This is a genomic window from Paraburkholderia agricolaris (genome assembly GCF_009455635.1).
In the GTDB taxonomy this organism is placed as follows: Bacteria; Pseudomonadota; Gammaproteobacteria; order Burkholderiales; family Burkholderiaceae; genus Paraburkholderia; species Paraburkholderia agricolaris.
Genome location: NZ_QPER01000001.1, coordinates 1,281,685 through 1,297,136, shown reverse-complemented (window position 1 = coordinate 1,297,136; position 15,452 = coordinate 1,281,685). Strand labels below are relative to the sequence as shown.

General features: G+C 65.3%; 13 protein-coding genes. 1 reads left to right on the top strand and 12 read right to left on the bottom strand.

Going from position 1 to position 15,452, the window contains the following annotated elements:
- Positions 1–62: 62 nt before the first annotated feature.
- The 12 genes from tssJ to GH665_RS05850 form a co-directional block, all read right to left on the bottom strand.
- On the bottom strand, positions 63–845 hold the full coding sequence (gene tssJ, locus GH665_RS05905) for a type VI secretion system lipoprotein TssJ (protein WP_153135056.1): 783 nt from the start codon (positions 843–845) through the stop codon (positions 63–65).
- On the bottom strand, positions 842–3,616 hold the full coding sequence (gene tssH, locus GH665_RS05900; RefSeq protein ID WP_153135055.1) for a type VI secretion system ATPase TssH: 2,775 nt from the start codon (positions 3,614–3,616) through the stop codon (positions 842–844). Before tssH ends, tssJ begins: the two co-directional genes overlap by 4 nt.
- The gene (gene tssG / locus GH665_RS05895; protein WP_153135054.1) at positions 3,613–4,623 is read right to left on the bottom strand and encodes a type VI secretion system baseplate subunit TssG; all 1,011 of its coding nucleotides are present in this window, start codon (positions 4,621–4,623) and stop codon (positions 3,613–3,615) included. The genes tssH and tssG overlap by 4 nt, the downstream gene beginning before the upstream one ends.
- Complete coding sequence (gene tssF / locus GH665_RS05890) at positions 4,587–6,329, bottom strand: type VI secretion system baseplate subunit TssF (protein WP_153135053.1); 1,743 nt, start codon at positions 6,327–6,329, stop codon at positions 4,587–4,589. Before tssF ends, tssG begins: the two co-directional genes overlap by 37 nt.
- Complete coding sequence (gene tssE / locus GH665_RS05885; RefSeq protein ID WP_153135052.1) at positions 6,310–6,750, bottom strand: type VI secretion system baseplate subunit TssE; 441 nt, start codon at positions 6,748–6,750, stop codon at positions 6,310–6,312. Before tssE ends, tssF begins: the two co-directional genes overlap by 20 nt.
- A 19-nt stretch (positions 6,751–6,769) precedes the next feature.
- Positions 6,770–7,261 carry a type VI secretion system tube protein TssD gene (gene tssD, locus GH665_RS05880; protein ID WP_153135051.1) on the bottom strand — a complete coding sequence of 164 codons (492 nt, stop codon included), beginning with the start codon at positions 7,259–7,261 and terminating at the stop codon, positions 6,770–6,772.
- 68 nt (positions 7,262–7,329) lie between these two features.
- Complete coding sequence (tssC, locus tag GH665_RS05875) at positions 7,330–8,820, bottom strand: type VI secretion system contractile sheath large subunit (RefSeq protein WP_153135050.1); 1,491 nt, start codon at positions 8,818–8,820, stop codon at positions 7,330–7,332.
- Positions 8,817–9,368: a type VI secretion system contractile sheath small subunit gene (tssB, locus tag GH665_RS05870; RefSeq protein WP_153135049.1), complete on the bottom strand. Its 552-nt coding sequence runs from the start codon at positions 9,366–9,368 to the stop codon at positions 8,817–8,819. Before tssB ends, tssC begins: the two co-directional genes overlap by 4 nt.
- A 27-nt stretch (positions 9,369–9,395) precedes the next feature.
- Positions 9,396–11,066 carry a type VI secretion system protein TssA gene (tssA, locus tag GH665_RS05865; protein WP_153135048.1) on the bottom strand — a complete coding sequence of 557 codons (1,671 nt, stop codon included), beginning with the start codon at positions 11,064–11,066 and terminating at the stop codon, positions 9,396–9,398.
- Positions 11,067–11,330: 264 nt separating this feature from the next.
- Entirely contained in the window at positions 11,331–12,062 is a 732-nt protein-coding gene (locus GH665_RS05860; RefSeq protein WP_217361861.1) for a lytic transglycosylase domain-containing protein, read from the bottom strand.
- Positions 12,063–12,098: 36 nt separating this feature from the next.
- Positions 12,099–12,710, bottom strand: coding sequence for an RNA polymerase sigma factor (locus GH665_RS05855; RefSeq protein WP_246216149.1), 612 nt, complete (start codon positions 12,708–12,710; stop codon positions 12,099–12,101).
- Positions 12,711–13,047: 337 nt separating this feature from the next.
- Entirely contained in the window at positions 13,048–13,332 is a 285-nt protein-coding gene (locus GH665_RS05850) for a hypothetical protein (RefSeq protein ID WP_153135046.1), read from the bottom strand.
- A gap of 323 nt (positions 13,333–13,655) precedes the next feature.
- Here GH665_RS05850 and GH665_RS05845 point away from each other — a divergent pair, with 323 nt between their 5' ends.
- Positions 13,656–15,422 (top strand): ATP-binding response regulator, encoded by a 1,767-nt coding sequence (locus tag GH665_RS05845; RefSeq protein WP_153135045.1) that lies wholly within the window; start codon positions 13,656–13,658, stop codon positions 15,420–15,422.
- Positions 15,423–15,452: the final 30 nt, after the last annotated feature.

Below are 15,452 nucleotides of genomic sequence, written 5' to 3'. Positions count from 1 at the left end.
CTTCACGGCAACGGCGATTTGCGTCCGGGTCATCGGGTTTCCTTCATCTGGATTCTGTGTAACTAGCCTGCCGGCGGTATTGCTGATTGCGCTGCGGGTTGCGCCGCCGGCCCCACCTCGTCGTTCGTGGCTGGCGTGCCGGCGTCATTGCCGGTGCCGCGCGGCAGCTCGGCCGGCACCGGTATCTCGCCAGCCCGCGGCGGCGTGCGCAACGGCGCGCTCGCCGGCACACCAGCCTGTTCGCTGCCGACGAAGCCGCTGCGTCCAAGCTGCAAGGAGATCTGCAGCGGCACCGGCGCCGCCTCGCGATGTTTGACGACCCAACCGCTGGTCGCGACATCCACGCCGATCCGGTAGAGCCTGGTCACGCGGGCGCTGTCCATGTCGTAATAGCCCGCCGCGATGCCGACGTACTGCGCGCTCTCGACCCGCGGTAGCACGATCGAGCCGTTTTCGCCCGGTTGCACGAAGAAGGCCCGCAAGGACAGCAGCCCGGCAGGCGGCATCGACGCACTGAGCAACTGCGCGAGCCTGGCCGGCGACGCCGCGTATGGCGCGAATGCGCTCGCGTCCGTCATCTGCACGGCGACCAGCGACAGCGCGTGCGGCTGGCCGTCCGCTTCATTGAGGCGGGGGTCGGCTTGCCAGGCAATGTGGATGGCGTCGGCGGCGTAGGACCATTTGAGCTTGGCGAGCGCATCGGTGCCCGAGTTGCCGCCCAGCATGCCGTTGACCGTGCCGCATCCCGCCAGCAGCACGGCGGGCAAGACCAGGCCAGGCCATCGCAGCACGCCCTGAGTCACGCGGCGAATCGCGGCTGCGCGCGGACTATGCAGGCGCGTCATGCCGAATCCTCCTCCAGCGCCGCCGCTGCCGCAATCGGCGCGGCCTCAGGCAAAATCATGGCCGGATCGAGACCCGCCCCAGGGACGGCGGGGTCTGCGTCAGTCGCTCCGCCAGGCGTCTCGCTCACGATCCACTGGCCGCCGGCGTCGACACTCATATGCAGCGCGCCGGGCGTGCGTCCATCGCATTGAGCCGCGAGCAGCACATCGGACAGTTGCGGCAGCACGTGGCGGCGAATGATGAAGTCGATGTTACGCGCCCCGCTGTCCACCTCGGTGCACCGCTGTGTAATCGCGTCCGCGACTTCCGGCGCGAACGTGAGCGCCACGCGATTGCCGGCCAGCAGCCGCTGCGCGATCTTCGCGAGCTTGAGCGTGACGATCCCGCGCAGCGCAGCGGGCGGCAGCGAGAGAAACGGCACGACGGTCGTGCGCGCGAGCAAGGCAGGCTTGAAATGCCGAGCCAGCACCGGATGAATCTCGCGCACGACGCTGTCGAGATCTGCCTCGACGCCCTGCGCCGCCGCCCGTTCGCATGCTGCCGCGATCTGCTCGGCGGCGAGATTCGAGGTGAGAAACACGACGGTATTGCTAAAGTCGATATCACGCCCTTCGCCGTCGCACAGCACGCCTTTGTCGAACACCTGGTAGAACAGATTGACCACGTCGAGGTGAGCTTTTTCCACCTCGTCGAGCAGCACGGTCGCATACGGCCGTTGACGCACAGCCTCGGTCAGCAGACCACCCTCGCCATAACCGACGTAGCCCGGCGGCGAGCCGACGAGCCGGCTCGTGGTGTGACGCTCCTGAAACTCGCTCATGTTGATCGTGACGAGCGACTGCTCGCCGCCGAACAGCATGTCCGCAACGGCCAGCGCCGTTTCCGTCTTGCCCACGCCGCTCGGACCAGCCAGCAGAAACACACCGAGCGGCTGGGTCGGGTCCTTCAGCCCCGACGAGGCCGCCTTGATCTGGACGGCGATCCGCTCGAGCGCCGCGTCCTGGCCGCGGATACGGCTCTTCAGCGTGTCGGCGAGGCTCATGACGATGGCCGCGCGATCGCGCTGGATGCGTCCGAGCGGCACGCCGGTCCAGTCCGACACAACCTTCGCCACGGTGTCCGCGTCGACATCGGCAAACAGCAGCGGATCGTCGCCCTGCAGTTCGCGCAGCGCCGCGGCGGCACACCGGCGCGGGTCGGCCGGCGCGTCGTCGACGGCCGACCCGCGATGCGCCGTTACGGCCGCGTCATCCGCCTCTTCGCGACGGGCGTCGAGCAGATCGCGCATTGCCGCACGCTCCGCCTGCCAGCGCTTCGTCAGGGCGTCGAGTTCAGTGTCGAGCGCCGCGCGCTCCGCCGCGATATCTGCCAGCCGTGGCGCCTGATCGCCGTAGCCGAACGATGCGTCGCGCGTCAACGCGTCGGCTTCGCGGATGAGCGCGGCCAGCGTGCGCTCGATGCGCTCCACCGCCGCCGGCTTCACGGCGAGCGCGATTTTCACGCGCGCCGCGGCGGTGTCGAGCAGGTCGACAGCTTTGTCAGGCAACTGCCGGCCCGTGATATAACGGTGCGACAGCGTGGCGGCCGCGACCAGCGCCTCGTCGCGAATCATCACGCCGTGGCTCGCCTCATAGGCTGTCCTGAGGCCGCGCAGAATCTGCACGGTGGTCGCCACGTCGGGTTCGTCGAGCTTCACGACCTGGAAGCGGCGGGCGAGCGCCGGGTCCTTCTCGAAGTACTTCTTGTACTCACGCCATGTGGTCGCCGCGATCGTGCGCAGCTCCCCGCGCGCCAGCGCCGGCTTGAGCAGGTTCGCCGCGTCGCCGCCACCCGTCTGACCGCCCGCGCCGACCATCATGTGCGCTTCGTCGATGAAGAGAATGATGGGCTGGGTCGATGCCTTCACCTCGTCGATCACGCCGCGCAGGCGGCTCTCGAACTCGCCTTTGACGCTCGCACCCGCCTCGAGCAACCCGAGGTCGAGTCCGAGAAGACGCGCGCCGGCCAGATTGCCTGGCACGTCGCCGGTGGCGATGCGCAGCGCAAGCCCTTCGACCACCGCGGTCTTGCCCACGCCCGGCTCGCCGACGCAAATCGGATTGTTTTTGCGCCGCCGCGCGAGGATATCGACCATCTGCCGAATCTCGGCGTCACGGCCAAACACCGGATCGATCCGGCCCGCCGCCGCCTTCGCGGTGAAGTCCTCGCAAAACCGCGCGAGCGCGGAGTCGCCGCGCGCCGCCGCGCCATCATCGCGGGCGCCGCTCGCGCCTTCGGCGCGCGGCGTACCGCCCTCGCACGACTGCTCGCTCACCGCCGCGAACGCGTCGCGCACACGCTCGGCGGACACGGCCTCCAGCGCCGCGGCGTAGGCCGAACCGGCCACGTAGTAGCCACGCCGTTCGAGCAGCGCGAGCAACAGCCCGGCACCGCGAATCTGTTCTTGCCCGAGTGTGACCGACGCGACGAGCCACGCGTCCTGCAGCCACTCGCTCAGAAGCGGCGAGAACACCGGCCGCCCCGTGTTGCGGGTATTCAGCCCGGCGAGTTGCCGCTCCAGCGCGTCGCGCAGACGGGCCACGTCGACGCCCTCCTGCCCGAGCAGCAGCGGTACGTCCGCGGACGGCTCGTCGAGCAGCTTGCGCAGCAGATGCTCGACGGTGATCTCATAGTGGTTGCGCGACAACGCAAAGCCGGCGGCATCTTCGAGCGCGGCCCGATTATGGATATTGAGCCGCGCGAACAGCGGCTTGAGGCCAAGCTGGATCATGCAAAATCTCCTTGATCGAACGAACGCACAGCGCCGGCGCCGAAGAGCGTCAGCATCACCGTTTCCAGTGGCACGCCGGGCCGTGCGCCACCGAGCCAGGTATTCATGCCGAGCCGCCCCGCGTCGCGCGCGCCGAGTTCGAGCTCGCAGCCGGCGTCGGTGCGCGGCGTAAGAAGCAGACGGCACACGAGCGGTGCCTCGAGAAACGACCGCAACTGAGCCGTGAGACGCCGCCACAGCGCACCGCCCGGCAGCAGCGCGGCAAGCTCGAGCGTGCCGAAGCCAGCCAGATAAATATCCACGACGCCGCTGCGTCGCGCGACCTGCCTGCCGACCAGCGTAGCGCCAAGCCGGGCCACGCCAAGCAGGCAATGCGCGTTCGCGGGTACCGTCGCGTCGTTCTGCACGCAGCTCTCGACGCGCACGTCGCGCAAACCGGTGAGGCCGCGCACCAGGGTGCGCAGCGCGAGCGCGGAGCGCGGCCGGTGCGACGTCAGTCCGGCAAAACGCAGGCGCAACGCGTCGTCGGCCGGATCGGGCGCGTGGCCCATGCGTCCCACCAGCGCCATCAGCAGATCGCGCCGGCGCATGTCGTCCTGCTCGCCGGCCGCGAGCCACAGGCGGTTCTTTTCCCACGCCTGAAACAGCATCGGATACAGCACGTTATGGACAATGTCGATCATGTCGCGCATGGCCCGGCCGCCGCTGCGCGACTCGTCGATCAGGTCTTCGGTATAGAACGTCGGCAGGGGCGACGCGACACCGTAGAGTCCGAAGAAGTTCGCGACGATGCGGATCCTGCCCGCCTCGTCCACGTCGATCCGTTCGATGTCCGAGCGCGGGAACGCGAGGCTGAGATTCGCCTGGAAGCGCACCGCCGACTCGAACTGCGCGCGCGTGGCGAAGCCGCCGCGCAGCACGCGCAGCGCCTGAAAGAAGTTGTAGTCGGCGCCCTGCCGCGCGCGCAGGTCTAGAGCAGGTGTTGTTGACCGATTTTCGCTGGCCATTGCAGCTTGCCCCCGGTGAGCGAGTCCGTGATGGACAACGCGGAAAACGCGTTCAGCGCGACGGTGCCGGCGAAAAAATCGTCTAGCACCGCGCCGAACAGAAACAGGCCGCCGATGTTCATGAAGGCATCGCTGCGGCAAACCAGCTCGATCTCGCAACCGCTGACGAGCAGGCCGTTCATCAGCCGGTCCGCGGGCTTGACCGCAAACGATTCGATGGCGTCGACGCGACGCTGATGCGCGGCGTCCGCCGGCGTGCTGCGCCCGCCGGTGAACTGCAATGCGAGCAGCGCGCACAGCTGGTCGCGACCGGCGAGCTGCCGGTGATTCAGATTCAGTTGCGACACGAGCCGCCAGAGCAGCCGCTGATCGAGCACCGGCACCCGGTACGGCGATATGCGCCGGATGTTGCGAAAGTTCATGCGGGCCGGCGAGCTGTCGGTGGGATGGCAGATATCGCCCAGCCGCAATACTTCGGGCAGCGCGCCGTGGGTGCAAAGCGCATCGACGGACAGGGTTCGTGTCGCGCTCTCGCGTGGCTCGCCGCGCGCATTGCCCGCGCCGTCGCGAGGCTGCACGACGCTGATATGGCAATCGACGCCCTCGCGCAGCGGCGATTCGCGCAGTGTCGTGTGATAAACGGGCTCGTCCGCGTTTGCCGTGCCGAACGCCACGTAGCGTTGCGTCTCGCCGTCCGCGTAACCGCTCACCTGTTCGATCGAAAAGACCTGCGTCAAATGGCGTCCGTCCTTCTGCGGGAATTGCAGCTGCCACGCAGGCTGGCGGTCATCGAGATGAAGCGGGTGAGCCTGGGCGTCAAACAGATTGACGGCCGGTGTGGTGTTGAGCAGAAAGCTCTCGTCGTGCACCGCGGGCGCCCAGTCGGGCAACTCGTCGAACACAACGCGAAGTGAGAACCGCCCGCTGCTGCCGCGCGCGAGCCAGCGCTCGAAACCGTCAATGCTGATGTGCAGAAACTTCTCGGGAAACGCAAAGTACTCGCGCAGCAACTCGTACGCCGGGTGCGCGTTTTCGCTCTGCGGCAGCAGTAGCGCGTCCGCGTGCAGGCCGGTGATCGAGATCGAATCCGCCGGCAGCACCGTGACCGCTTCGCCGGCCGCGAACACGTGCACTTCGCGCACGTACCGCGCGAGCAACAACAGAAGGCGTGCCGCATCGGGCATCGCGTCCGCCAGATAAAGTCCGAGCTTGCGGCCCTGCCACGCCTGCGGCGTCACGCCCTCGAAGGCGAACTCGAGCAGCAGGCTGCGCTGCGTGCCCGCTCCACCGTCCCAACTCGCGCTGCGCAACGCGAGCGGCTCGACGGTTACCGGGAATGAAGTGCGAAAGATCGTGCGCATGCCATCCACCGGCACCGACGCGACCGCGATGTTCGCAGCCAGCGTGACCGTTCCGCCGAGCGGCCCCTGCGGCTGGAATTGCATGATCGTCATGCAGGGCCACGGTCGCAGGAAGTGCGGCATCAGCAGTTGAACGAGCGTCTGCACGAACTCGGGAAAATCGTCGTCCAGACGCTGGCGCATCAGGCCAGTCAGGAACGCGACCCCTTCGAGCAGCCGCTCGACGTCCGGGTCCGGCGCGACATCCGCGCCGAGCATCGGAGCGAGCGCCGGGTTGAGCTCGGCGAACTCGCTGGCGAGCGAGCGCAGCCTGCCGAGTTCCTGTTCAAAGTACGTGTTCAGCATGATCCATTCGCCGAAGCAGGACGCGCCCTTCCGGGCTCACCTGTGAAATCACCTTCATCCGCACGTCATGCTGGTCGATCGAGATGTGCCCCTCGATCGCGAAACTCAGCGTGAGCTTCGGGCCGTCGCCTGCGAGGAACGTCAGGCGTGGCTCCTTCAGACGGGGTTCGTAGCGGCGCACGAGCCGCCGCACTTCGTCGATCACCTGGTCCAGGTTGCCGGTTTCAAGCGACCCCGCCAGATTCGTGAAGTCGGGCACTCCGAAATCCGGCGCGCAAGGCACCGAACCCTGGCGCGTGTTGAGAATGCGCGCGAGATGATCGAGAATCGAGCGCATCAACAGGTCCGCGCGGGTCGAGTGCGAGCGCTCCTCGGCGCGTTCGCAGGCCGCGATGCGTTCGAGGAGCCGCTGTTCTCTCATTGCCTGACTGACCTGCGCATTAGCTCTTGTTCGGCTTGAGCCAATCGTCCTCGGACTCGATGCCGTCCTTGACCCACGTCCACACGATTTTTTCGTAAGTCATGCCGATCGTCTCCATGTGCCCGAGCGACGCATTTTCCCGCTCGAGGCAGTTCGGCACCCACGTACGCGCCGACACCACAGCCGCGTTCGCCAACTGGATGCTGTAGTACTTCTCCTCCTTGCCTTCCTTCGTGATGTGGAAGAACTCGAGCAGCGCGGACTTGAGCGTCTGCCCCGCGCATAGCGCCTGCTGGATCGTCGGCGACGACTTGTCGATTTCCTTCGTGACCGTAAGTCCCAGGTGCTGGCGCTTGCCAGAAGGCAAACCGGTCTGCGGATTCTTCGGCAGCTCTACCATCAGGTCGGCTGCCTGCACGAGGATCTTTCCCTGATGACCGTCGATCTCGCACGACCCTTCGATCTTCTTCCCATCGGCGCCTTCAAGCGTCAAATAACATGGCATCGGCATAGCAAATCTCCAGATTCAGTACTGCAATAGATTGAAATTACGCTGTTGTCCGGTCCTGTTGCGAGGCTCTATTTCTTGTCGAGCTTGCCGACCAGCGACAGCGTGAACGACGCACCCATATACTTGAAGTGCGGCCGGACCTTGAGTCCGACGCGGTACCAGCCCGGATCACCTTCCACATCCGACACGGCGATCTCCGCCTGACGAAGCGGCCTGCGCCCGCGCACACCAGCTGTCGCGTTATCCATGTCAGCGACGTACTGGCGAATCCAGTTGTTCAGCTCGGCTTCGAGGTCGCTGCGCTCTTTCCAGGTGCCGATGTTCTCGCGCTGGATGACCTTGATGTAATGGGCGAGCCGGCTCACCACGAAGATGTAGGGCAACTGCGTGCCGAGCTTGTAGTTCATCTCCGCTTCCTTGCCCTCGGTCGTATTGCCGAACAGCTTCGGTTTCTGGCACGAGTTGGCGGAGAAGAAAGCGGCGTTGTCGGTGTTCTTGCGCATCGTCAGCGCGATGAAGCCCTGCTCCGCGAGTTCGTACTCGCGACGCTCGGAGATCAGCACCTCGGTCGGAATCTTGGTCTGTGTCTCACCCATTGCCTCGTAGGTATAGATCGGCAGATCTCCGACCGTGCCGCCGCCCTGCGGTCCAATGATGTTCGCGCACCACCGGTACTGGCCGAAGCTGTCCGACAGCCGGCTCGCGAACGCAAATGCCGCGTTGCCCCACAGGAAGCGGTCGTTGCCCGCCGACACGTCTTCCTCGTAGTGGAATTTCTTGACCGGCACCGTCGACTCGCCGTACGGCACGCGCAGCAGAAAATGCGGCATCGTCAGCCCGACAAAGCGCGCGTCCTCACTCTGGCGGAAGGCGTTCCACTTGGTGAATTGCGGCATCTCGAACACCGCGCTGAGATCCTTCAGGTTCGGCAGGTCCGCGAACGAATCCACGCCGAAGAACGCCGGGCCCGCTGCGCCGATGAACGGCGCGTGCGCCATCGCTGAGACACTGGCGATGGATTGCAGCAGCTTGATGTCCTGCATGCCCGGGCCGAACTCGTAGTTGCCGACGATCGCACCAATCGGCTGACCGCCAAACTGCCCGAATTCGGTGGTGTATACCGCCTTGTAGAGTCCCGAGCGGGTAATGTCCGGCGCGTCCTCGAAATCCTCCAGCAGCGCCTCTTTCGATACGTTGAGAATTTCGATCCGGTTGTTCTCGCGAAAATCGGTGCGGTTGATGAGGAACTGCAGCGAGCGCCAGGAAGACTCCATCTTCTGATACGACGGGTGATGCAGAATCGCGTCGACCTGGCGGCACAGCTTGCGATCGAGCGCGACGATCATGTCGTCGACCATCGCCTGGCTGATCTTCTCGTTGCTGCGCCGCGGCTCCACCAGCTCGGCGATGAATGCCTCCAGCCCGCGCCGCGTGACCGCGTAGGCTTCGTCGCCCGGCTTGACGCGGGTCACTTCGATCAGTTCCTCGAGCAGCGAGCCGCCTGGGGCTGCTGCCGTCGATTCGGGGCCGTCTGCCCGCTGGCTTTGCGCTTCGCTCATTTCCCATCCTTCGTCGACGTGTCATCCTGTGTGGCTGGGTCCGCGGCGGCGTTGCCCGCGCCCAGTTCCTTCAGCAATCTCTCGCGCGTACCCTCGTCCTTCACGAGCTCCTGGAGGCGGCGGCGGAACTCCGGCAGGTTGCCAAGCGGACCCTTCAGCGCCTTGAGCGCCTCGCGCAACAGAATCAGTTGTCTGAGTTCGGGCACCTGATCGACGATCACGTCCGGCTCGAAGTCGCGAATGTGGCCGAATGACAGCTGCACGCGCAGTTGTTCGTCGCCGTCCGCTCCACCGCTGCCATCGTGCAACTCGTCTTTCACCATGAAGTCGAGCGACAGGTCCTGTGCCTTCAGCACGTCGTTGAAGTTGTCCTTGTCGACCTGAACGGGCTTGCGCTGCTCCACGGGTGTGCTATCCGCGCGCATCGTGAAGTCACCCACCACCAGTTGCTTGAGCGGCAGCTCGACTTCCTCTTTTGCATTGCCCGTCGCAGGCTTGTAGACAATATTCACGCGCTCTTTCGGCGCCACCGACCCGTTATCCGCCATCTTCACTCTCCTCGTTATCGTTCGCGATCAAGCGCCGTGCGGCGAGAGCCGCCACGCCTCTTCCAGATCGAGCGCTGCCAGCGCCGCAATCCAGCTCTGTTGCTCCGTACGCGACACCGGCGCCTGAGCCGTCGCGGCAAGGGCAATGGCCCGCCGCGCGAGTACCGGCTCCCAGCTCGCGAGGTCGCGCCGTTGCGCTTCGCCGGTCAGCGCGCCGATCACGTTGCGCACGGCATGACGGGCACCGTGAGCCTCGAGCATCTCGCACTGCGCGAGACGCACCCGATAGCGGTCGCGTCCGGCCGGCTGACGCTGCGCGAGCATCTCGAGCGTGCGCATTGCTTCGTCGAACGCGCCACCCATGGCCTGCGCACGGGCGGTCCCGATGGTGGCGTCGAGCGTGGCGTCGGCGCGATCGGCAGGCGCCACCGCTTGCCCCGCACTGCCCTCTTCGGCTCGCGCAGCAAGCCACCGTTGCGTGGCCGGGTCCGCGAACGGCATGCCGTCCGCGAACTGCAGCGCGGCGAGCGACGGCAGCCGCGCGCCGAAGGCACGCGTGTCGCACATCACCGCCGCGGCGGCCTGGCCGGCGCCCAACTGCTGCAGCGCTTCAGCGGAGTAGCGATTCAGGTCGAGCCAAAGCGGACACTCGTCGAGGCGGCTCTCGCAGAACTGCACGATAGCGGCCGCATTGCCACCCGCGATCAGGCTTGCAAGCGCGGTGCGCACGGCGTCGGCTGGCGGTGGGATACGGGTGATGTGCTGCTGCGCGGGCGGCACCGTGTCGATCAGCGCCCAAGCCGCGGCACGCTTCAGGCGATAGGCAAAGGCGAGCGCCGGCATGGCGGTGATACAGGCAATCAGGAATGCGCCCCAGCCACGCATCAACTGCCCCGCAGCACGCCGCGCGTCTTCCTCAGAGCCCACGGCTGAGGCGTCTACCGGTGTCATCGACGGCGCGATAATGGTTGGCGTCGACGCGTTGACCGCCGGCCGGGGCAACGAGGATGAACGTTCGACGCCTTGCGGCGCTTTCGCCGCGTTTTCGGGTTGCACGGAAACAGCGCTCTGACCACCGTCCTCGCCAGGCGGCGCATTCAGCAGATCGTCCACTGCACCCTGCACTGGCAGGCCGGCGAGCATGCGGCGCACTCGAAAGAATGCAGGGCCGTCTGTCTGCCGCTCGGTCCAGTAGCGATCGAGTTCGTCCCAGTCCTCGAGCAGCGCCGCATGCACGGCGGCATCGAGTGGCTCGAGCTGGCCCGCTTGAGCGGCCGCGCCCACCTGGCGATCCAGTTGTTCGAGCAACCAGTCGATCAGGTTGGCACGCGCCCGCATGCGGGCCGCGGGCGGCGTGAGCGAATCCCAGTGTATGGTGACCGTCGCGCGCAGCGTATGGACGGCGTCCGCCAGTCCGGCAAGCTCCGTGGTCCTGAACGCCGCCAGCACGAGCCATACCGCTGCCGCCAGATCCTTGCCATGTTCGCTCAGCACTTTGGTTGCGGATGCAACGACACGTGACCAGTCAGGCGAGGTGGAGGCACCCATCGCCACCAGCTTGTCCATTTCCGCCTGCAGAATCGCAAACGCTTCCGTCTCGCGGACCTCGACAGCCGTGGCCTGCTCCGGCAACAGTGCATCGCCAGCGGCCCGGATGGCGCTGGTAGGTGTCTCGATGCGTTCCGCGTGTGTCAACATGTGCTACCTCAGAACGGCATTGCTGCCGTGGCCGGATCGGATGCCACCATTCAATGCGTCCATGCCCTTGCGCCTCGTGCTGTCCATCGCCGCTGCTCCCGCATGTGATTTGTCACGCTCTGTAACACCAGCGGAAAAAAGGTTCGCATGTGCGGCGCATTTTTCTCCACGCATGTGCTCGACCGCCGCTGCGCGACTGGTTGCACGCGCAACGATCGTGTATCGCTGTGATGGCACCACGCGGCGCTAACCGGCGAGCGATTGTCATCGCGCGCTGGCCTCGGCCGTCCGTGGCACAGGCTGATCGGGAGGCACGGGAAAGGCGCACAACTGCCGGTAGTGTTCGAGCACACGCGTCACATAGGCACGCGTTTCGTCGTAGGGGGGAACCGTTCCGCCGTACTTCGCCACACTGCCCTCGCCGGCGTTGTAGGCCGCAAGCGCGAGCATGAGGTTGTCGGGATAACGGCGCAGCAACGCGCCCAGATAGCGCGCGCCCGTGCGTACGTTGATAACCGGATCGGTCAACTGGCGCACAACTTCCAGCGACGACGCGGCCCCCACGCCATAGCGAATCCCGGTGGCCGGCACGACCTGCATCAAGCCCACCGCTCCTTTTGGCGAGACTGCCGACGGATCGAAGCCGGACTCGACTGCGATCACGGCGGTCAGCAGATACGGATCGACACCGCTCGCCAGCGCGGCGTCCGCAATGATCGCGCCGTAGGGCGATGCCTTGGCCAGAACGCGTTCGCTGCCACGGGGTGCGCGAGGCGCGGGCGTAGGTACTGCGCGCGGTGCCGGGCGACCGGCCGATGAATCGGCGCCCAGCAGCAGCGCATAACAGTCGGACCATGGTCGATCCGACACGTAACGGACGCCGGAAGCGGTCACGCAAGCGTAGCGCTCGGCGTGAGCGTCACGCGCCGCGGCACCGCTCGCGAGCATCAGCGCTAGCATCAATGCACGAGCGCGCGGCGGCAGGCATGGACTCACGGAACGCATCTCAGCGTCGCTCGCGGCCGCAAACCGTCAGGCGTGCTCCCAACCGACTGCCGAGAGCTTGCGGCGCAGCGTCGAGCGGGCGCGAGAGAGACGGCTGCGCACAGTTCCGATCGGAATACCGAGCACGACGGATATCTCCTCGTAACTCATCTGCTGAACGCCGACCATCATCAGAATCTCGCGCATTTCGACCGGCAGCCCACCCATCTCTTCGATCAGCACGTTAACCGTCTGCTTGCGTTCGAACGCATTTTCCACGCTCTCGCATTCGTGTGCCTCGAACAGCGATTCGTCGTCCGACTCGAACCGGTAGCGCCGTTCAGGACAGCGGTTCAGATGGTTGCGCACGAGGTTCATCGCGATTCCGTAAAGCCACGTCGACAGACGCGAATCGCCGCGCCAGCTGCCGTATGCGTCCGCTGCCTCGACGAAGGCTTCCTGAGTGATATCTTCGGCGTCCACCGCGCTGCCGATACGGCGCAGTACGAAGTAGTACAGACGTCTGCGATGCTCACGAACCAGATCGCAAAAGACCTGTTCACGATTATCGCTGCCCCGCATGCACACCGGCAGTGTGCACGTCGTTGTGTCCCGCTCCGCTAACGTCGCCATGATTTCGATACCTGTAGTTAGAATCACCTGGCCCCTCGGTGTGTGCATTTCGACGTCAGCGCGATGCGCCTTTCGTCGTGCACGGCTTATATGAAGGATGATAGGAACGCACGCAGGTGGCGGCATCGGACTAAAGTCCAACGCTGCAATATTTCGTGGGGCGGGGAGAAGAAGGACGAAACTGGGAAATGCGAATGCGGACGAATCCAGTGCCGCTTTAAAGCGTGCGCACGGTGCCAGAGGGAGGCGCCGTGCGCGAAGAATGACGCGACGGTGCCGGACGGCACCCTGTCATGTCGCTAAGCGATGCGCCGCGCCGATAACGCTGGGCGGTACCAGGCCACGATCGGCCCGGTTCGCGCGCTCACCGGAAGTTGGCGGTTTCGGCTGCGGCCTTCAGTTCGTTGCTCGCCTCATCGAGCAGTTGCTTGGCGCGCTCGGCATGGCCGCCGAGTTCCCCGTGATTCGCATTCTGCGCGGCGTCAATATCGCGGAACGCCTGGCGGATCGACGTCTGCGCAGCTGCCAGATTGCCGTGATACGCGGGGCTAACGTTCTCGACGGGCTGCTGTTCCCACGCGCATGCATACGCGCTGGTGGCCGCGAGGCAGGCAATGGTCAGTGTTTTCGTGATGCTCTTGATAGTCATGATGAACCCACAGATGGCTTGAAAAAAGGAATGAGAAACGCAGGCCGGTGTGCCGCGCGCATGCTTTGCACATCTCGCGGCAAGCCGTTGCGGCGGCGCGCCGGACAGGTGTCACCGCCGCGTTGCGTACCTCAGTAACGATTTCATCGATCGGGTTCCATCACACATGGATTCGCGTCTGACCGGCGCGATACGTCGACGCGACGGTGGACTCTACGCTAATATTGCCGTCGCCAGCCGCGCGACGCGCCTCGTTCCGGAGAACAATCATAGAGACAACCGCCCAATTTGTCGTCGACCCGCAGGACAGCGAAGCGGGCCACATGCACGCCGAACGCATCCGCGCAGTACAGGTCACGGCGCTGCGCCGCAGCTTCCCATTCGCGTTAGGCGGCTCGGTCGTCTCCGCAGGCATGACCGGGTATGCGATGTGCCCGGTCATCCCACCGCGCCAGGTGATCGTGTGGCTCATTGCGACAATGATTGTCGCCGCGTTGCGGCTGGCGGCGATGCTCTACTACGATCGCACGCGTGGGCAACCGCAAGCCGCCGCGCGCTGGCTGCGGCACATGTTTATCGGCAATCTCGCATCGGGCACGTTATGGGGATTGCCGTTCGCGTACTGGACCTTCTTCGTGCCAATAGAGTATCAACTCTTTTTCATCGTCATCCTGTTCGGCCTCGGCACCGGTGCAATCTACTCGAACTACATGATCCTGCCGGTCATCTACGCGTTCGAGGTACCCGCATTCGCACCGCCGTTCGTCGCTCTCGCCGCCCAGCCGACGGCCATCAACCTCGCGCTCGTCACCGGCGGCCTTGCGTACCTCATCGCCACACTCGCCTTCATTCACCGGATGCACCGGACTCACCTCGACGCGCTACGCCTGAGCTATGAGAATCTGGCGCTGCTGGAACAGGTGCGTCGCGAGAAGGAAGCCGCCGAGCGAAGCGATCTGGAGAAGTCACGTTTTCTCGCCGCGGCAAGTCACGACCTGCGCCAACCGGTGCACGCCATCAGCCTCTTTCTCGGGCTGCTCAGCAAGGAACGGCTGTCGTCGCACGCCCTTTATCTCGTCCAGAACATCGCCAGCGCGACGGCGGCAATGGGTAACCTGTTCGACGCGCTACTCAACATTTCCCGGCTGGATGCGGGAGTTGTGCAGGTGCGCCGTCAGTCCTTCGCACTCAACACGCTACTGGATCAGATCCGGATGGAATACGCGCCGCAGGCTCAGGAAAAGGGCCTATCCATGCGCGTGCGCTCACGCGACGTCCAGGTCCAGTCGGACCCCGTCCTGCTCGAACGCGTGATACGCAATCTCGTCAGCAACGCCATCGTCCATACCGAGACCGGTCGCGTCCTCGTGGGGTGCCGCGTACGCGACGGTCACGTCCGGATCGAGGTGTGGGACACCGGGCCAGGCATTCCCGCACGGGAAGAGGAACGCGTGTTCTGGGAGTTCCATCAGTTGCGCAACCCTGAACGCGACCGTAGCAAGGGGCTCGGACTCGGACTGGCGATTGTGCGTCGCACCACCGCGCTGCTCGGGCACACGCTTGCGCTGCGCTCCGTCGAGGGCAAGGGTACCGTTTTCTCCCTATGCGTCGAGCGCGGCGTAACGGCGGCGCTGCCGGTACAACCGCCCACGCTGCAGCCTCACACCCCCGAGTCCGGGGCCCGCGCACGCGATGCCGCAACCGCGCAAGGACAACTGGTGCTCGTGGTGGATGATGACCCGCAAAACCGCGAAGGCCTGACGTTGCTCTTAAAAAGCTGGGGGTATCGCGTGATCGACGGCTCTAGCGGTGCGAACATTCTGGAGAAAGTCGTTCATTTGACGCAGAAACCCGCTCTCATCGTGAGCGACTATCGGTTGCCGGAGCGCGAAACGGGCATCCAGGTGATCGACCGCCTGCGTGACGAATACAACGACTCCGACATTCCGGCCTTGATCGTGAGCGGCGACACCGACCCTAGCCGGCTCATCGACGCAGCGGAGAACGGCATCCCGCTACTGCACAAGCCAGTGGACGTCGAAATGCTGCGCAACTGGATCGAGCGGCTGCTAAGACACAGCCACGCCTGAAACGTGCAGCGGCATCGTCGGGCAGGATAG